Genomic DNA, 19037 nt, shown 5'->3' with positions numbered 1-19037 from the left:
TTCTTCACAGAATACATAAAGCGGGTATTCACCCGCTTTTATTTAACTGGAACTACCATGACTCGCCAAACCTACTTTATTGCCGATTTACATTTGAGTGAAAATCGCCCTGATATTACAGCGGCATTTTTTAAGTTTTTACACTCCCATATTGCTCCTCAAAAAGTAGATGCGCTGTATATTTTAGGTGATTTTTTTGAAGTGTGGGTTGGTGACGATTATGTTAGCGAACTATCAGCAGCAGTTGCCAAACAATTAAAAGCAGTTAGTAACTCGGGTATCCCCATTTATTTTGTACACGGTAATCGCGATTTTATCATGCGTGAAAAATACGCCAATATGGCAGGAATGACTCTACTCGATGAGCAAACAGTGATCGACCTTTACGGCACTCCCACTGTAATTTTACATGGTGATGAAATGTGTACTCAGGATATTGAGTATCAAAAGTTTCGTCAAAAAAGTCGTGGTTGGTGGTGGCCCAAATTAATGCTTGCTATGCCATTATGGTATCGAAAGAAAATAGCCCGTGATGCACGTGAAAAAAGCAAACTTAGTCAAGCAGACAAACCTATAGAAATACTTGATGTAGTGCAAAGCGCTGTATTAGAGACCTTTGCTAAGCATAACGTGGCTAATATGATCCACGGCCATACTCACCGCCCTAATGTACATACCTATGAAGTTAATAACCAAACCCTAACTCGCACTGTGTTAGGCGATTGGTATACTCAAGGTTCATATTTAGTGGTTACCCCCGAGTTACAACAATTAATTTCAACGCCTTTATAACGCTCCTAACAATTAATTGTAATGAGTTTTTGTGGCAAGCTCTGGCAGTAAAATAACAAATTGTGTTTTGTAGTCTTCATTACCGCCTAGATCAGATTGCAACGAAATCTCCCCTTTTAAAACTTGAGTTACCCATTGATAAACCATATATAAACCTAAACCCGTGTTACCTTTACCTCTAGCTGTAGTATAAAAGGGTTCAAATATATCTGCCTTTATCTCAGCGTTAATACCTTTACCATTATCTGACACGCTCAGCCTCACCCTATTATTAGTCGCTTGTTCAACTTTTATTTCAATTACGCCCTCCTGCTTTTCATCAAAAGCGTGATTTAGCGCATTGATCACTAAGTTTTCAACAACCTGAGAAATGATACCCGGTAAACTAACCACTTGTTTATTAAGTGAAAAAATAGTTTTCACTTTTATCGGCGAGCTTTTTAACCTAGAGTTTAATGTCAATAATAACTCTTGAATGATTTTTTCAATATCACATGCAATAAACTCATCATTATGGCGGTCAATCGCCATTTTTTTAAAGCTTTTCACCAACACCGCTGTTTTATTTAAGTTAACTTTTGCCAGTGCTAAGTTCTCTCCAATGCGTGTAGTTGTGTCTTCTAGGGTTGATTTAGTTAGCCCTTTCTTCATGGCTTCATTTAATTTATTCAATGCCATATCGGCATTAGAAACCGAAATAACGGCTCCTCCAATCGGGGTATTCATCTCATGGGCAACACCAGCAACTAACAACCCGAGTGAAGATAATTTTTGCGCTTCAATTAACCCCTCTTGTAATTTCTGTTGTTGTTTAATCGTTTCGTCAAGCTCTCGATTGACAATGCCCAGCTCTACTTTTTCTATATGCAACTTATGCGACAGAGTTACTAACTGGTTTTGAAACCTATACTCACGATAAATAAAGCCAAAACTTACTAAGCAGAGTACGCTGCTGCATAAAAGAGCTAGTTTTAATGCGACTTTTTGCGCGCTTAATAGAAGTTCATCGGGGCTACTGATAAGAATAATTAACTCTTTATCGGTGTTACTGATCTTTTCTGTGTTTTCACGTAGCGAAAAAATAGAAAAACGTCGATATGTATAAAGGCTATTATTAAAAAAATGCGAACCATACTCGACTTTGCCATCAATAATTTGCTGCCAAAACCGTGGTTCTTGAATGGCAAGCGTTTGCTCATTCTTACCATACATAAACCCCCACTCTAAGCGAGAATCTTTATTTAACAACCAAAAACCATCATGATTCAAAATGCTGATATGAGTACTTTCTTGGCTATAGCTTTTGATCTGATTAAATAGATAATCTAAGTTAAAATTGACCACCAATAGGCCATCTAAAAAGTAATTTTCTTCGCTAGTACGGTAGGTTACACGGATTGTTGGTTGGTGTGGTTTTATAATTTTGTTGCGTTCTATGTTTAAATCTATTTCTGTAGCAAAAATATCAGGCGCACTAATTTGCATCCCTTTTTGAAAGTAGTAACGGTTTTGCTTATTTTGCAACCCATCGGGCGCTACAATTTCGCCTGCACCATTCACTACATTAATACGGTATTGCTCCTGACCTTGAGTATCAAGCCAGCGGATTTGCGAGATATTATTAGAGATAGCGGCGAAATTTAAAAAATAGTTATTTACCTCATCTCTGATTTGTTCTTGTTGAAAGGGTTTGCCTTGTTTATCACTTTTTAATGCGGGTCCCTGTGCCAGTATAAGCGTGAGCTTTTTAATACTGCTGAGCTCTCTGGAAAAATCACTACTTATAAGTACTAACTTTTCATCTTGTTTGGTTTTTATGGTGTTTATTTTTTCTTGATATACTTGTTCATAAATAAGCCAGCCAACAAATAAAGTAATAAATAAACTAAACAAAGACTTTATCAGCACACTTTTTTTTGAGCCGACCGGCAAGCTGTTAAGGCTATTCATTCGCACTCACTTCAAACTGTTTTAGCCACACTATTAAATCTTTAAAAAATAATGGCCTAGCAAAGTAGTAACCTTGAGCCGTTTCACACCCCTGCTGTTGTAACCACTGGGCCTCAAATTCATTCTCAACGCCTTCAGCAATCACCGAAAAGTCAAATTGCTTTGCCAAAGACAATATCATCTTAATCATGTATTGATTATTGTCATTAAACTCAAGGTCACTAACAAAGTAGCGATCTATTTTTATCGACGTAGACGGTATTTCATTAATGTGAGCCAAAGACGAATACCCTGTACCAAAGTCATCAATACTGACTTTCATACCCAAAGCAATGAACCGCTCAAGCGCTTCTTTAATTAAACTATAGTTGCTTATAGCTTGTGTCTCTGTCACCTCTAGCTCAAGCATAGAAGGCAAAATACTGTATTCTTCAATTTTAGTTTTTATTTGTTCAAAGTAGCTTGGTTCAACTAAATCATAAGAGGATGCATTAAATGCAACGGGTAAGTTGCAGCCTTGCTCTTTAAGTTGATTAATAGTCTCTAGTATTTTCTCAAAAATTACATGGTCTAGTTCATTAATTAATCCGGCTGTTTCTGCTAATTCTATAAATTCGTCGGGGGGAACAAAACTACCATCGGCTCTTTGCCACCTAGCGAGTGCTTCGAAACCAGCTGGTTTCAAGGTTGATAAGCTGATTTTGGGTTGTAATGCCACCTCTAAACTTTTATTACCTATAGCCGTTCTAAGCTCAGCCATCAACTCATAGCGACGAGTAATCTGATCTGTTTTTTCCTCAGTATGCTGAATATACTTTGCTTGGTTTGCCCCCGTATAGTTAAGACTAGACTCTGCTAAGCTAATCACTTTTTCAGGTGTTAAGTTTAAAGCAGCGCTTAACTTCAACTCCAATATACGCACATCAATATATTGCTTCACCTGTTCAATTTCGAACTTTTGCTTATTTTGAAAGTAACTAATTGCATCTGAGATATCAAAGTCAACGCTGAATAGCATGCCAAATGTTTTATTACTAATTAATGCTATCCGCGGTTCATACTTAGCAAAAGAATCAACTATACTTTGATGAACTAGCTTCATTAATTTATTACAAAAGTCATTCCCGAAAGTAAACGCTTTTTCATCAAACTGATAAATATCAAAAATGACTAATCGCGTTTTTAGCCGCTCATGGGCATTCATATTCTTTATTTCACGGGTTAGCCAGTTACGGTTTTGCAAGTTAAGTGATACGTCGGTGTAAGCAAGTTCAGTTAAGCGATTCAACAACGAAATATTAGCAAATCCCGTGCTAACATTTTCACTAAATACTTTAAGTAAATATTCATTTTGCTCATTGATAGGGTTATCAGATTTTACAATCGTTATGTAGTCAGTATCCTGACCTTGCAAAGTATGCGTTTCGAAAAAAAACACACTGTGATTTTTTGAGAATATATGACGACGCTCTCTGGTCGCTTGTTTAAAATCTTGCAGCATTTCTGCAGGCAGGTTAGGTTCCACAGGTTGCCCTTTAGTGCCACTAAAGCAACCATGTGTAGAAAGTATTAAACTTTCAGAGCCAGGGTTTACATTACTCGAGCAGAAAATACCGCCGCCTTCGGTTATTTTTAAAATATTACTAATTTCTTTAAGCACAGCATAAGAAAAAGAGGCCATGTCATGCTTACCGTTAATACTTCTAGACGCGTCTAGTACCAACTGTAAACCTTGTTTGGCTGACTTGATTTGTGAAATATATTCCCAAGTGCGCATGTTACTATTAACAATTGATTGCAGCTTCTCGGCAGAAATATCTGATTTATTCCAGTATTCATCGATATCAAGTACTTTCATGATATCGCTCTCTGGTGCAAAACCTGGTTGGCCTGTTAACAGCACAATACGCATTTCTGCGTTACCAATAACCTCTCGAATAGTATTTACTAAACGCAGACCTGAGTCATCCTCCTCCATTACTACATCTATAAATATGAGTGCGATGTCTGGGTGCATACTCAGCGCAAGAGCAGCCTCAGGCACAGAATTTGCTGTTAAAAGCTCGTATTTATAACCATCCTTGGCTTTTAATTCTTTTAAGCTATTAACTAACGCGTTCTGATAATCAAGGTCATCCTCAACGGTTAATATTTTCCATGCTTTCAGCTCTGTATCTGCCTGTTCTTCTTCAGCTGCAAATACAAACAATCCCTCTTTATCTTGCATATCTTCTCACCCAATAATAAATAAGGTATGACCTTGTTATTAAAATGAATTACAAAGCAATAAGTTAAATAATTTAAATAGTTATTCTAATATTAGGTGAGGGTATTGGATGTGTCTAATTTAAAAAGAATTTAATTAAAATTAGCTGCTACAACAGTTTGCTGTTTAACTGGTAGCAGCTTTATGTGTAAATTATGCGGGTTGTTGGCAAGCAGTAATAGGTACGCCGCTATGAAATTTGAAGTCTTCATCGTCTGATGTAATTAGCTGCGCTTCTATTTCAGCAAATTCTTTTACCCGCTCGGTAATATCAAAGTCAGCAATTTCTTGAGCAAGGGTTAAGTAATCTTGATAATGGCGAGCCTCTGAGCGAAGCAGTGAAATATAAAAGTCCCCTAAGCGTTTATCTACATGCGGGGCAAGCGCAGCAAAACGTTCACATGAGCGCGCTTCTATGTACGCACCTACTATAAGTTTATCAACTAAGGCGTTGGGTTCAAAGGTTTTAACATTACGCAGCATACCCTTAGCGTAACGACATGGGGTTATACTTTTATATTCAACGCCGTATTCATCCATAATTTCCAACACTTGATAAAAGTGATGCAACTCTTCTTTTATTAACATCACCATTTTATCAATTAAGTCTTGTCCATAAGGTGAGTTAGATTTAGGAATAATAGACTTTGTCAGTTTATTTTTAGCCGCTAAATCACGCCAGTTCCCCTCACGTTTATAAATAAGCGTTTCAAACGGTTTTAGCCACTCAAGCAGTGCATCACTGCTGTCTTTATCTACCGCATACTTACGGATTAAAAACATCGCACTTTGTGCCGCTTTTAGCTCACAAATTAAATGATCAATTAATATGATGGGTAAATTTTCTTTTTTGGTCGCCTGTTCAACCCACTCATCGGGGGTACTGCATAATAAAAAGTTGTTAATTGGCTCTAAAAGCTGGCTATGTGGCACGCTGACTACTCATTGCTATAAATTGCGATTATGTATTTTAACACGAAATAATGCCCTGAATAAAATAAACACACGCCCTTATTACAAGCATGTGGATAACTTGACTTTGCTTAGTTACTGAACCATAACTAAATGGACTGTATAAAAAACAAACCAACTATAACCAAACAGTAATATATCCTTTTATGGAGAGCACGCAATGATACTAAATCACCTATGGGGCTTATACGCCCACCCACTCGAAGAGTGGCAAACAATTGATAACCGTCACGAAAGCTTAACCTACAGCTTATCGCACATTTTGCTTATCGCTTTATTCCCCTCAGCAATGGGATATTACTCATCGGTTTACTTAGGCTGGAGTATAGGCACAGGTAACCCAGTATTTTTAACCCATGAAAGCGCACTAATGATTGGCGCGGCTATGTATGTTGCTTTAATTGGCGGTGTATTTGCACTGGCCTACTTAGCGCATTGGATGGCGGTTACTTTTGGTGCTAAACCGACCTTTACCCAAACAATTGAGCTGGCAGCGTATACCGCAACACCGGTGTTTATGTCGGCATTGGCTGCCTTTTGGCCTGAGTTGTGGTTTGTGGTGTGTGTTGGGTTAGTGGCGCTGGCTTACTCAGTTTATTTACTTTATACCGGCGTCCCTATTTTAATGCACATTCCGCAGGAGCGCGGCTTTATTTATGCAAGCTCTGTTGTAACCTGTGGACTCATTTTGCTGGTTATTATTTTAGCACTTACCGCCATGCTATGGACCAACGGTATAATCAGCCCTATGTTTACCTAAAAAATTAGTTTTTTAAAAACAAAAAAGGAGCGATTAAGCTCCTTTTTTATTTACAGTTAATATAACTATTAGACTTTAACTACACTATTAATCAGATTCGTTTTCATCTTGATTATGTATTTCTAAACCAGACGACATGGCGTTTTCGCGAGTGCTTTTAGCAGAATCATTACGTAGCTTATCTATACGATTTAGGTAGTCTTGATCAACGTCGCCAGTAATGTATTGTCCATCAAACACTGACGTCTCAAACTTAGTGATTTCAGGGTTTTCTTGGCTAACTGCGGCAATTAAATCGCTCAATGATTGAAAGATTAAACCATCAGAGCTAATGCTTTGGTTAATATCTTCTACTTCACGGCCGTGTGCAATTAGTTCTGCCGCCGATGGCATATCTATACCGTATACATTTGGAAAACGTATTTCCGGTGCAGCTGACGCAAAGTAAACATTTTTAGCTCCAGACTCGCGTGCCATTTCAACAATTTGTGCTGAAGTAGTACCACGTACAATTGAATCATCAACAAGTAGGACATTTTTACCTTTAAACTCACGGTCAATTGCATTGAGTTTTTGACGAACTGATTTTTTACGTAGCTCTTGGCCTGGCATAATAAACGTACGGCCAATATAGCGGTTTTTAACAAAGCCTTGGCGGTAAGGTAAGTCAAGCACGCGTGCCATTTCTAAAGCGATATCACACGAAGTTTCTGGGATAGGAATAACGACATCAATGTCTTTATCGGCCCATTCACGCGCTACTTTCTCGCCTAGTTTAGTTCCCATATTTACACGTGCTGCATAAACCGACATGCGGTCAATGGTTGAATCCGGGCGCGCAAAATAAACAAATTCAAAAATACATGGTGAGTAAGACACTTTATCTGCACAGGTAAAAGAATGAAACTCGCCTTTTTCAGTCACGTAAATAGCTTCGCCTGGGGCAACGTCACGAATAAACTCAAAGCCATCTGGCTTTAACGCCACACTCTCTGATGCAAACATATATTCAGTACCGGCAGCAGATTCACGTTTACCAAATACTAAAGGACGGATACCATTTGGATCGCGAAACGCCACAATACCATGACCGATAATCATGGCTATAGTTGCATAACCACCCGTCACTTTATTGTTAACTTCAGTAACCGCTGTAAAAATATCTTCAGGGTCTAATTTTAGTTTGTCTGGCTTACTTAGCTCATGCGCCATGATGTTAAGCAAAATCTCAGAATCAGAGGTGGTATTAACATGGCGACGTGCCTCTGAAAATAACTGCTCTTTTAACGACTCTGCATTGGTTAAGTTACCATTATGGGCAAGTGCTATACCAAAAGGAGAGTTCACGTAAAACGGCTGAGCCTCTGACGAGCTTGAAGAACCCGCTGTTGGGTAGCGCACATGGCCAATGCCAATGTTGCCTTGCAAACGTTTCATATGACGAGTGTGAAATACATCTTTCACTAGGCCATTTGCTTTGCGCAAGCTAAATGTATTGTTCTCAATAGTTATGATACCCGCAGCATCTTGGCCACGGTGTTGCAAAACGGTTAAGCCATCATAAATCGCCTGATTAACTGGCGATGTTCCGACTATTCCAACGATACCACACATGTAATTTATCCTCGCCGATTAACGGTTTACTGAATTTAAAAAGCTCGAGTTGTTTTCTAGGTACGAAAAGAACCATTCAACTACAAAGCCAAATTCTGGAATCAAAATAGAGTTGCCCCACCAATGCGTATTTGGCGCACCAGTAAAAGCATCAAGAAAGAAGAGTAACGCGCTCACGACCAACACGCCTCGAAGAGCACCAAACACCACACCAAAAACACGGTCTGTGCCGGATAATCCGGTTCGCTGTACAAGCTCACCTAAAATATAGTTTAGTAAACCGCCTAACAATAGCGTCGCAAAGAATAATATGGCAATGGCCGCTGCATTTCTTAAAAGGGGTTCAGAAATGGATGTTAGGAAGGAAGCTAAATATTGATAAAATAAGCTGGAGATGATGAAAGCCCCTGCCCATACCGCTAATGACATAGCTTCTTTAACAAAGCCGCGTATTAAACCGATGATGGTAGAGAGTGCAATAATGCCAATAATGGCGTAATCAACCCAGATCATAAGAACCAATTAGTCGCTAATTTTGGGCGCATTCTATACCTAAACCTCCCAGTGATGCAAGTTTAAGCGTGAGAATGCAGGTGAGTAAAAACATACAGTTTTTAGATAAAAAATAGCGTGAAATATACAGGCTAAAAGTAGGTGGAGATCTAGCCTTAACTTATGGAGTATAAGTTAGGTAAATGTGCAATATTAAGTTATAAGCACACTCACCTATTAGCGACTAAGTTATTTTGCCACTTCAAATTGAGTAACTTTACCGTTTAGTTTAGTTAGCTCTTTCAGCGCGGGAAGTTGGGACTGCAGCTCATTTTTACTTAATGACGGCCCTACAAATACTTTAGTTAACGTACCATTTGGCGTTTTAATTGGCCTAGTAAAGCTTTTAAAACCTTTCGTTTTTAGCTTTGCCTGCAACGCTTTTACATTTGCCGCATGAGAAAAACTACCAAGCTGAATGACATACGCCATACTTGTTAAGTTTTCATTAGTATTACGCGTAGCGTTATTTTGCCCGGCAGTTACTGTGCCTTGCTTTGTATCGGCTATAACCGCTTCAACCATTGCTGGCTTTGCAGTAATGTCAGTTTCAGCAGAGCTGTTTTGTTGCTCAAATGCAGCATCATCAGGCTGAATATTTTCAATTTCATCCTCTTTTAATGGTTCTGCATTTGCCACTTGCTGATCAATTGATTTTTGTAAATCAATGGTCTTGAACTCAGAGCGTTCTGGAATCGCTTTAAAGCCTTCTTTATAGTGCACTTTTTCACCATCGAGTATATTGGGAATAAACACAATTGCTGCGATCACCACAATACTTGTTCCGACTAAGCGATTAATAAAACCTGAGTTCACCGACATCCTCTCTATTTTTTAAAGTAATGAATAGCGCCAGCCACGGTAAAAAATGAGCCAAATACAATCAATAGTGTATTACTTGGCTGGCTTGGCAAAATAGCATCCAATGCTATCTCTACGTTGCTATAACCCTGTTTAAAATGACTATTGGGTATACTTGAAAGCGCCTGTTGAAGATGAGCTGCACTATCCCCTCGCGGGCCACCTAAGCTAGCCAACGACCATTCATCGACTACATCAGCCACTTCTTTAAGCACACCGACTTTATCTTTATCAGCAAGCATAGCGGCTAATGCATGAATTTTAAAGCCTTTATCTTTATAGCTTGCTAACTTAGTTGCTAAATAACGTGCCGATTCAGGGTTATGTGCCACATCGGTGTACACTAATGGCGACTCACTTAATTGTTGAAAGCGCCCTTCTACCACTAAGTTGGCTATGCACTGAGTTATCACTTCATCACTTGGTAATAAATCTAGCACCGACAATGTCGTTAACGCAGTGGCCACATTTTGACACGGGATGGCCGGTTTAGGTAACTCGAGATTATGTGTTTTAAATTGCCAACTAAAACTTTGCTCATGCTCTTTAAAAATAAAGTCACTACCCGATAACACCATATTAGCGTTAATTTCTTTGCCATAATCGGTCATTGTATGCGGAATATTTAAATCCCCAATAATTGCCGGAGTACTCTCTCTAAAAATTCCCGCCTTGTCATAAGCCACCAGCTCACGGGTATCACCTAAATATTCTTTATGATCTAAATCGATGGTGGTGATCACACTAGCAAATGGGGTAACAATATTGGTCGCGTCAAAACGCCCGCCCAAACCGACCTCTAATAGCACGTAATCAACCTCTAAACGCTTGAATATTGCTAACGCGCCTAAGGTGCCATATTCAAAATAGGTTAATGGTGTGTCTCCACGCCCTTGCTCTAGTAGATTAAACGCATCGACATGGTATTGATCGTCAAGCTCAGCGCCATTAACGCGTACACGTTCGTTGTAGCGAACTAAATGAGGAGAAGCATAAGTGCCAACACAATGACCCTGGGCTAATAATAATGACTCTAAACAACGTGCTGTTGTTCCTTTGCCATTGGTACCTGCAATAAGAATGATTTTACTTGAGGAGGTTAAAAGCCCTATGTTGTTAGCAACACGAGCAACGCGTTCTAAGCCCATTTCTATATTAGCTGGGTGAACACTCTCTAAATAACAAAGCCAATCATCAAGGCTTGATGATTGGCTAGGAATTGTTTTTGTCATAGCATGTAATCAGTAAAGCTGAAATTTACGCTACTCTATGCTCTTGTTCCGTAGAAGGCAAGTTCATAAACTTTGCTAAGATACGTGCTAGCGTATCGCGCATTTCTCGACGGTCAATAATCATGTCGATTGCGCCGTGCTCTAATAAAAACTCACTGCGTTGGAAACCCTCAGGCAGTGTTTCACGCACGGTTTGTTCAATAACACGCGGACCTGCAAAACCAATCAAAGCTTTAGGCTCTGCAACATTAATATCACCAAGCATTGCCAATGATGCTGATACACCACCCATTGTTGGGTCAGTCATTACCGAGATGAACGGTAGGCCTTTTTCGGTCATTTTAGCAAGTGCAGCACTGGTTTTAGCCATTTGCATAAGTGACATTAGCGCCTCTTGCATACGTGCACCGCCCGATGCAGAAAAACAAATCAGCGGCATATTATGCTCTAAACATTGGTCAACCGCGTCAACAAAGCAAGCACCTACAACCGATGCCATTGAGCCACCCATAAATGAGAATTCAAATGCAACTGCAGCAACCGGAATACCTTTTAAGTTCCCTTTCATTGCAACCAGTGCGTCTTTTTCACCGCTTGACTTTTGAGCTGCATTAATACGATCTGAGTATTTTTTAGAGTCTCTAAATTTAAGCACATCTTTAGGTTCGTGTTGAGCGCCTAATTCGTGGCGGTCACCGTCATCTAAAAACTGTTCAAGACGTTTACGACCACTTACACGCATATGATGGTCGCACTTAGGGCATACATTTAGTGATTTTTCTAATTCTGCTTTATATAAAATTGAATCACATGACGTACATTTAGCCCATACACCTTCTGGAATTTCTTTACGACCTGAAGATTTAGTCGTTTTTGGTAAGATTTTTTCTAGCCAACTCATTTGCAACTCTCTTAATGCTGTTCTGTGTCGCGAGTCTACATGTTAACCATGCAAACAAATTTTTCCAATTAAAACATGAATTACGCTATCACGGTATAAAAAACTGGTCTTAGTAGTTAGCCCTACGAATAATAGCGTATAAAAATCATCAACTGATTACCTTTTAAATATCTGTATCGGCTAAAAACAATGGTCCCAACGGCGTTCTAGGAATATTAAAGTGTTCTGGGTAATCAACATCTACTAAATATAAACCCGCCGCTTTTGCTGTGGCGCTCGCTTTGGCCCGCTCTTTAACATCTAACAGCTCTTTTAACCAAATTGGTTCATGTTTATGTAAACCGATATCCATTAAACACCCGGTAATATTACGTACCATATGATGCAAAAACGCATTGGCTTTAATATCAATAATGACATAAGCACCTTGGCGCTGTACCGATAAATGATGAATCGTTCGCGTTGCCGTATTAGCTTGGCAGTGAAGCGCTCTAAACGAGGTGAAATCGTGCTCACCTAATAAATATTGGCAAGCCTGCTGCATTTTCACTTCATCTAAAGGATGATGAAAATGGGTAACACCTTCATTTAATACCGCACCACGAAACGCATAATTATAAATCACATAACGATAACGACGAGCAGTTGCACTAAAGCGAGCATGAAAGTCTTCAACCACAGGCTGGGCAAAACGAATAGCAATGTCTTTTGGTAATAAGGTATTCATGCCTAATGTAAAGGCCACCATTTCACGCTCAGCATGGGTATCAAAATGCACAACTTGACCAGTGCCATGAACACCGGCATCGGTGCGCCCTGCACATACAATTTCAACCGGATGATTACAAATGCGCGACAACGCTTTTTCTACTTCTTGTTGTACGCTATTTACATGAGATTGACGCTGCCAACCACTGTAACGCGCGCCGTTGTATTCTACTCCAAGTGCTACTCGCATAATTACTGCTTTACCTACTGTGCTAATCGACGCTGCATTTTATGCTATATGGCGTTCCAATAAAAGCAGCGAACTAAGGTTCCTAACTATGCGATACAAAAAACCCGTTATTAGTGTTAGCCAATAACGGGTTTTACAGCTCAGATATCCTTTTAAGGATTAGCTATTGTTAGTTTTTCAGCTTAGCTTTTAGATTTTGTGCTTCTTCTTGCACATCGTCTGGGCCATTATTAATAATCTCATCTAAAATTTTAACTGCCGAGTCAGCATCATCAATTTCTATATATGCGTGAGCAAGATCAAGCTTTGCCGAGTAACCACCACTTTGAGTATCAACATCCATAGGGTTATCACCAGCAAGTAGTGAATCGTAGTCACCCAAACCAACATCCATATCGACGTCGGTGTAAGGTTCGTGATCTATATCCGCATCATCACTTTGCTCTAGTAATGCATCAATATCAACAAAGTCATCTTGATCTAATGGCTCAGTAACCTCAGGTTGCTCAATGGGCTCTTGCAACGATGGTGCTTTATCATCAGCTAAATCTTCGTTAAGTAAGCTATTAAAATCAACATCGAATTCACTGCTGTCGCTTAAATCAACATCATCAGGTTCAGCCAACTCATTCAGTAATGAATCAAAATCTGTTTGCGTTAAATCAGCCATGAACTCATCATCTAGTTCATCATCTGAAATCATTTCTGATTCTGACGGTACTGACGTTTGCGTTAAATCAGCTTCACGATCAGCATTTGTTTGCTGATCGGTAAATTCAGCTGACTCTGTTAACGCATCAAGTTGATCATCGTCAAAATCATCATTAGAGCTAACAGCTTGCTCATCTGCAGCTTGTTCAGTCAGATCTGCAGACTCTGAAATATCATTATCTAAAGCTTGCTCTATATCTAACTCTGAAAACTCATTGTTAAGTAACAGCTCATCATCAAAATCATCTTCTAGGCTATCGAGATCGTTACCTGCTGATAGAGCATTAGCGAGATCTTGCTCTGCTTGGCTGGGTGACATGCCTGTGGCATCACCATCTAAATTATCACCTTGTAGCTCTTGTGGTGTTAAAGATTGTTGTTCCTCATCAGATAAAGGCAGTTCATCATCCAGCTCTAACTCAGGATACTCCTCAAGTTCTTCACTTGGGGTGATTATTTCAGGCTCATATAGCTCATCGTCTTCTGTCGATAAATCGTTGCTTTGGATATCGCCAGCAAGCGGGTCATCGCCTAAATCAATTTCCTCTTCATCAAGATCATCGTCTAAGTCATCCATTGACCAATCAGGTACTTGTTCATCCTCATCGCCTGTTTGCTCAAGCTCACTTAAAAGATCATCGACACTTTTGAAGTTTTCATCGTTGTATTCGTCAAGCGCATCTTCTGGGTCGAGTAAAGTAGAAGACGTATCGGTAAAATCATCTTCTGATCCAACATCAGGCTCGACTTCAAGTTCAGGCTCTGCTTCAAGTTCAGGCTCTGCTTCAAGTTCTGGCTCTTCTTCAAGCTCAGGCTCTGCTTCCAGTTCAGGCTCGGCTTCAAGCTCAGGCTCTACTTCAAGTTCAGGCTCTACTTCAAGTTCAGGCTCTGCTTCAAGTTCAGGCTCTGCTTCAAGTTCAGGCTCTGCTTCAAGTTCAGGCTCTGCTTCAAGTTCAGGCTCTACTTCAAGTTCAGGCTCTGCTTCCAGTTCAGGCTCTGCTTCAAGTTCAGGCTCTACTTCAAGCTCAGGCTCGACTTCAAGTTCTGGCTCGCCTTCAAGCTCAGGCTCGACTTCAAGCTCAGGCTCGGCTTCAAGTTCAGGCTCTGCTTCAAGCTCTGGTTCGGCTTCAAGTTCTGGCTCTACTTCAAGTTCAGGCTCGGCTTCAAATTCAGGCTCGACTTCAAGTTCAGGCTCTGCTTCAAGCTCTGGCTCTGATTCAAGTTCAGGCTCGGCTTCAAGCTCAGGCTCTGCTTCTGGTTCAAATTGCTCGTCTAAGCCATCAACTGACCAATCAGGTGCTTCTACATAATCATCACTTGTTTGTTCTAACTCGCTCAGTAGCTCATCAACGCTATCGAGGTTTTCATCATTGTACTCATCAAGCGCGTCTTCTGGATCGAGTAAATTAGAAGACGTATCGGTAAAATCATCTTCTGATTCAACATCAAGTTCAGGCTCAGCTGCAGTTTCTGACTCAGCTGCAACTTCAGGCTCTGCTTCAGGTTCAGGCTCAACTTCAAGCTCTGACTCTACTTCAATTTCAGGCTCTACTTCAAGTTCAAGCTCAGCTTCAATTTCTGGCTCTACCTCAGGCTCAGGCTCAGGCTCAGGCTCAGGCTCAGGCTCAGGCTCAGGCTCAGCAAAAGATGAAGCGATAGATTCTACATCTTCACTATTTAACTCTTCTTGCGCGTCAGTTAAATCTTCAATTGAGTCCGCCAATGCATGATCTATTTCAGAATCATGAACATCACTTTCAGGTTGCTCAGTATCTAGTACATCGTCACTATCTATTTCGTCTTCATCAATTAAGCTGTCGATATCTGGCTCTTCAGTTTGAGCTTCAGTAGACGGTTGCTCAGCATCGAGCAATTCATCAATATCAACTTCATCGTCTTCTTCAGCTAGGCTATCGATATCAGGCTCTTCAGTTTGAGCTTCAGTAGTTGGTTGCTCAGCATCGAGCAATTCATCAATATCAACTTCATCATCTTCTTCAACTAAGCTGTCGATGTCTGGCTCTTCAGTTTGAGCTTCAGTAGACGGTTGCTCAGCATCGAGCAATTCATCAATATCAACTTCATCGTCTTCTTCAACTAAGCTGTCGATGTCTGGCTCTTCAGTTTGAGCTTCAGTAGTTGGTTGCTCAGCGTCGAGCAAACCATCAATATCAACTTCATCATCTTCTTCAACTAAGCTGTCGATATCAGGCTCTTCAGTTTGAGCTTCAGTAGTTGGTTGCTCAGCATCGAGCAATTCATCAATATCAACTTCATCGTCTTCATCAACTAAGCTGTCGATATCTGGCTCTTCAATTTGAGCTTCAGTAGTTGGTTGCTCAGCATCGAGCAATTCATCAATATCAACTTCATCGTCTTCTTCAACTAAGCTGTCGATATCAGGCTCTTCAGTTTGAGCTTCAGTAGCTGGTTGCTCAGCATCGAGCAATTCATCAATATCAACTTCATCATCTTCTTCAACTAGGCTGTCGATGTCTGGTTCTTCAGTTTGAGCTTCAGTAGCCGGTTGCTCAGCATCGAGCAAGTCGTCAATATCAAACTCGTCATCTTCATCAACTAAGCTGTCGATATCTGGCTCTTCGCTCTGATCTTCAGCTGCTGGTTGCTCAGCATCGAGTAAACTGTCTATATCAAACTCGTCATCATCAGCTTGTGCTGTTACATCATCTGCTTGTTCATTATTCTCATCAAGCAAGTCGTCAATGTTAAAGTCTTCGCCCTCTTCAGCAAGTTCTTCACTAAGTGCTGCCATATCATCATTCGATTCACCTTTAGGTTCATCTGGCAGAGCATCGTCGTCTTCTTCGTCAAACAGGCTATCTAAGTCATCTGAACTTAAAATATCATCCGATTCGTCAAGATTAATTGTATCGCCCGTGTCATCTTCATCTGAGCTATCAAAGTCTTGTTGCATGAAAACATCAAGTTCATCGTCTTCGGTATTTTCGTCTTCAAAAACAACATCATCACTGAGTAGGCTTTCTAACTCATCTTGATCTAGAAGGCTGTCGTCGTCGAGATCATCGTTTAAATCAACATCATCATCGAGTAACACGTCATCCATGTTATCGTCTAGTTGCACACTTATATCATCAAGTGGATCGGGGGCTGGCGCTTCATCAAGAGTGGGCTCTGGCACTTCATCTATCGGATCAGTAAAAGCAGGTGCTTGTGGAATAAACTCATCATCGTCACTTTCAGGCTCTTGATTATTACTTCGCTTACGCAACCACATAACAACGGCAAAAATGATCAATAAAGCCGGAATGGTCATTAATAAAATCAGCACTAAAGGATTCGAAAGTAGCGCGGCAAAGCTAAATTCACTCTCTTGCTCTACCTCTTTTAATTTTTGCTGCGCAATAATCTCATTTTGCTTAAGGATTAATTCTTTTAACTGTTGCTGTATTTCACTGTCTTGACCAAGCTGTAAGCGAACGTTTTCTAACTCGTTTGAAATACCTGTAAGCTGTTTTTTTAGGTTGTTGTTTTCAACTAAGATCTCTTCTACGTTGCTAACTGAACTTTTAAACTGCTGCTGAAGCTCAACTAATTTATTACCTTGGTCTGTTTTTATCGCTTTTAATTCTTGTTGTAACTCTTTTTTAGCTTCATCAACATCAGCTTTGCGAGCTTGCGTGACTTGTGTTTGTGCTGAATTAATTTCTGCTTGAGTAAGCGTACCATTTTTCTTTTTTTCCCACAGGTCATCATCTTGCTCAGAGCGTTGCTTAGCTAATTGCGGGTTTACTCGTCTAATTTCTGCCAAAGTAGGTATCTTTAAATAAGAACCGCTTCGCATGTGATTTAAATTTTGTTCTAAAAATGAGTTGGGGTTTTTGTTATACAAGGCCTGCATAACTTGGTAAATGCTAACTGAATTATCGGGACGAACCTTAACGGCAATGCGCCAAAGTGTATCGGTTGGTTTTATTGGCCCAATAGAACGCCCCTGTGCGCCGTAATCTGCGCCTTTGGGCCCTCTTAATTGGGTACTGTCTTGAGAGTAAACAGTCGTTACCATCAGTGCAGACGCTAATATAATAAGTGAAACGAAACCGCGCATGCTGATCCTTTAATGTTTAAATGTTAACACAGCGCTTTCAATTGGCGCTTAAACATTGATTATTCTTGCCGTTGTTAACCACGTGGCTAACGCACATTTTTATTACAATCTATTTTTATTGCAAGCTCTATTCCAGTTACAAACTATAAACCAGTTAAGCCATAATATCCATCGCAACGCATTGAAAATAAATACCTTAAACATCAAGATAAAAATATTTTTATGTTGTTTATCAAAGTGTTTACACTACTGTTGTTTATAAGTGGCAAAAAAATGGCAATTTAAGCACAAAAAAACGGCAAGCCACTTTGGTTTGCCGTTTATTGGATTATCACTGTATTCTGGCTAATTACATATAATTAGCAATCAGTTCTTCTGCTATTTGCACACTGTTGGTTGCTGCCCCTTTACGGGTGTTATCACTTACTACCCACATATTTAATCCATGTGGGTGTGAAATATCGGCACGTAAACGGCCAATGTAAACAGTGTCGTTACCACTGGCATCAGAGACAGCCGTTGGGTAATCACCCGCATCATCAATTAGCTCAACACCCGGTGCATCGCTCAATAATTGCTTCACATGCTCAAAGTCATAAGGCATACGCGTTTCTATATTAATTGACTCAGAATGACCGAAAAACACCGGTACACGAACACAAGTCGGGTTTACTGCAATGGTGGTATCGCCTAAAATTTTATGCGTTTCGTTTACCATTTTCATTTCTTCGCGTGTATAGCCATTGTCTTCAAAGCTATCGATTTGCGGAATAACATTAAACGCAATTTGCTTAGGAAAAATGTCGTTTTCCATTGGACGTGCATTCATTAAGTTAGCTGTTTGTTTTGCCAGTTCATCAACCGCTTCTTTGCCTGCACCCGACACTGCTTGGTAGGTTGAAACGTTAATACGATCAATACCGTAGGCATCATAAATAGGTTTAAGCGCGAGCATCATTTGAATAGTTGAACAATTAGGATTAGCGATTATATTACGGTTTCTAAAATCGGCTAAACTCGCTGCATTCACTTCTGGCACAATTAGCGGCACTTCAAAGTCATTTCTAAAGTGTGAGGTATTATCAATAACAATACAGCCTGCGTCTGCAGCAATCGGGGCGTACTTTTCAGACACACTGCCACCAGCAGAAAATAAGCCGATATGCGCTTGGCTAAAGTCAAAGCCTTCAACATCGCGTACTTCTATGCTCTCACCACGAAACTTTATATCTTCGCCGGCACTTCGGCTGCTTGCTAATAAAAACAGCTGATCGACCGGAAATTTACGATCTTCCAAAGTTTCAATGATTTGACGACCAACAAGGCCGGTAGCGCCGAGTACGGCAACGTTATATTTTTGCGACATATTTCATCCTCTGTA

General features: G+C 40.1%; 13 protein-coding genes. 2 read left to right on the top strand and 11 right to left on the bottom strand.

Annotated features, from left to right (window positions below):
- The first annotated feature begins 57 nt into the window (after positions 1–57).
- Entirely contained in the window at positions 58–792 is a 735-nt protein-coding gene (locus tag PUND_RS06660) for a UDP-2,3-diacylglucosamine diphosphatase (RefSeq protein ID WP_010388059.1), read from the top strand.
- Between the two features lie 12 nt (positions 793–804).
- On the opposite strand, the gene PUND_RS06655 is transcribed toward PUND_RS06660, so the two are convergent.
- The 3 genes from PUND_RS06655 to miaE form a co-directional block, all read right to left on the bottom strand.
- Complete coding sequence (locus PUND_RS06655) at positions 805–2742, bottom strand: sensor histidine kinase (RefSeq protein WP_010388057.1); 1938 nt, start codon at positions 2740–2742, stop codon at positions 805–807.
- Positions 2735–4969 (bottom strand): EAL domain-containing response regulator, encoded by a 2235-nt coding sequence (locus PUND_RS06650; RefSeq protein WP_010388056.1) that lies wholly within the window; start codon positions 4967–4969, stop codon positions 2735–2737. Before PUND_RS06650 ends, PUND_RS06655 begins: the two co-directional genes overlap by 8 nt.
- A gap of 192 nt (positions 4970–5161) precedes the next feature.
- A complete protein-coding gene (miaE, locus tag PUND_RS06645) occupies positions 5162–5941 on the bottom strand; it encodes a tRNA isopentenyl-2-thiomethyl-A-37 hydroxylase MiaE (protein WP_010388055.1) in 780 nt (259 codons plus the stop codon).
- A gap of 199 nt (positions 5942–6140) precedes the next feature.
- Here miaE and PUND_RS06640 point away from each other — a divergent pair, with 199 nt between their 5' ends.
- Positions 6141–6740, top strand: a complete 600-nt coding sequence (locus tag PUND_RS06640) for a Yip1 family protein (RefSeq protein ID WP_008111059.1) — start codon at positions 6141–6143, stop codon at positions 6738–6740.
- 87 nt (positions 6741–6827) lie between these two features.
- Here PUND_RS06640 and purF read toward each other — a convergent pair whose 3' ends face one another.
- The 8 genes from purF to PUND_RS06600 form a co-directional block, all read right to left on the bottom strand.
- Positions 6828–8354 (bottom strand): amidophosphoribosyltransferase, encoded by a 1527-nt coding sequence (purF, locus tag PUND_RS06635; RefSeq protein WP_008468349.1) that lies wholly within the window; start codon positions 8352–8354, stop codon positions 6828–6830.
- Between the two features lie 18 nt (positions 8355–8372).
- Entirely contained in the window at positions 8373–8867 is a 495-nt protein-coding gene (locus PUND_RS06630; RefSeq protein WP_008111063.1) for a CvpA family protein, read from the bottom strand.
- 228 nt (positions 8868–9095) lie between these two features.
- Positions 9096–9722, bottom strand: a complete 627-nt coding sequence (locus tag PUND_RS06625; protein ID WP_010388051.1) for an SPOR domain-containing protein — start codon at positions 9720–9722, stop codon at positions 9096–9098.
- 11 nt (positions 9723–9733) lie between these two features.
- Positions 9734–10999, bottom strand: a complete 1266-nt coding sequence (gene folC / locus PUND_RS06620) for a bifunctional tetrahydrofolate synthase/dihydrofolate synthase (protein ID WP_010388050.1) — start codon at positions 10997–10999, stop codon at positions 9734–9736.
- A gap of 25 nt (positions 11000–11024) precedes the next feature.
- Entirely contained in the window at positions 11025–11900 is an 876-nt protein-coding gene (accD, locus tag PUND_RS06615) for an acetyl-CoA carboxylase, carboxyltransferase subunit beta (protein WP_010388048.1), read from the bottom strand.
- Between the two features lie 163 nt (positions 11901–12063).
- On the bottom strand, positions 12064–12858 hold the full coding sequence (gene truA / locus PUND_RS06610) for a tRNA pseudouridine(38-40) synthase TruA (RefSeq protein WP_008111070.1): 795 nt from the start codon (positions 12856–12858) through the stop codon (positions 12064–12066).
- 169 nt (positions 12859–13027) lie between these two features.
- Positions 13028–17656: a FimV/HubP family polar landmark protein gene (locus tag PUND_RS06605; protein WP_198501063.1), complete on the bottom strand. Its 4629-nt coding sequence runs from the start codon at positions 17654–17656 to the stop codon at positions 13028–13030.
- 349 nt (positions 17657–18005) lie between these two features.
- The gene (locus PUND_RS06600) at positions 18006–19022 is read right to left on the bottom strand and encodes an aspartate-semialdehyde dehydrogenase (protein ID WP_010388045.1); all 1017 of its coding nucleotides are present in this window, start codon (positions 19020–19022) and stop codon (positions 18006–18008) included.
- Between the last annotated feature and the right edge of the window lie 15 nt (positions 19023–19037).

The organism is Pseudoalteromonas undina (assembly GCF_000238275.3).
Lineage (GTDB): Bacteria > Pseudomonadota > Gammaproteobacteria > Enterobacterales > Alteromonadaceae > Pseudoalteromonas > Pseudoalteromonas undina.
Note: the sequence above shows the minus strand (reverse complement) of the source record. Positions and strands in the feature narration are given on the sequence as shown.

Excerpts from the sequence above, each read along its gene's own strand:
- purF (WP_008468349.1), bottom strand. The coding sequence starts at position 8,354 with ATGTGTGGTATCGTTGGAATAGTCGGAACATCGCCAGTTAATCAGGCG.
- PUND_RS06640 (WP_008111059.1), top strand. The coding sequence starts at position 6,141 with ATGATACTAAATCACCTATGGGGCTTATACGCCCACCCACTCGAAGAG.
- PUND_RS06605 (WP_198501063.1), bottom strand. The coding sequence starts at position 17,656 with ATGCGCGGTTTCGTTTCACTTATTATATTAGCGTCTGCACTGATGGTA.
- PUND_RS06660 (WP_010388059.1), top strand. The coding sequence starts at position 58 with ATGACTCGCCAAACCTACTTTATTGCCGATTTACATTTGAGTGAAAAT.
- PUND_RS06630 (WP_008111063.1), bottom strand. The coding sequence starts at position 8,867 with ATGATCTGGGTTGATTACGCCATTATTGGCATTATTGCACTCTCTACC.
- truA (WP_008111070.1), bottom strand. The coding sequence starts at position 12,858 with ATGCGAGTAGCACTTGGAGTAGAATACAACGGCGCGCGTTACAGTGGT.
- PUND_RS06655 (WP_010388057.1), bottom strand. The coding sequence starts at position 2,742 with ATGAATAGCCTTAACAGCTTGCCGGTCGGCTCAAAAAAAAGTGTGCTG.
- PUND_RS06600 (WP_010388045.1), bottom strand. The coding sequence starts at position 19,022 with ATGTCGCAAAAATATAACGTTGCCGTACTCGGCGCTACCGGCCTTGTT.
- accD (WP_010388048.1), bottom strand. The coding sequence starts at position 11,900 with ATGAGTTGGCTAGAAAAAATCTTACCAAAAACGACTAAATCTTCAGGT.
- folC (WP_010388050.1), bottom strand. The coding sequence starts at position 10,999 with ATGACAAAAACAATTCCTAGCCAATCATCAAGCCTTGATGATTGGCTT.
- PUND_RS06650 (WP_010388056.1), bottom strand. The coding sequence starts at position 4,969 with ATGCAAGATAAAGAGGGATTGTTTGTATTTGCAGCTGAAGAAGAACAG.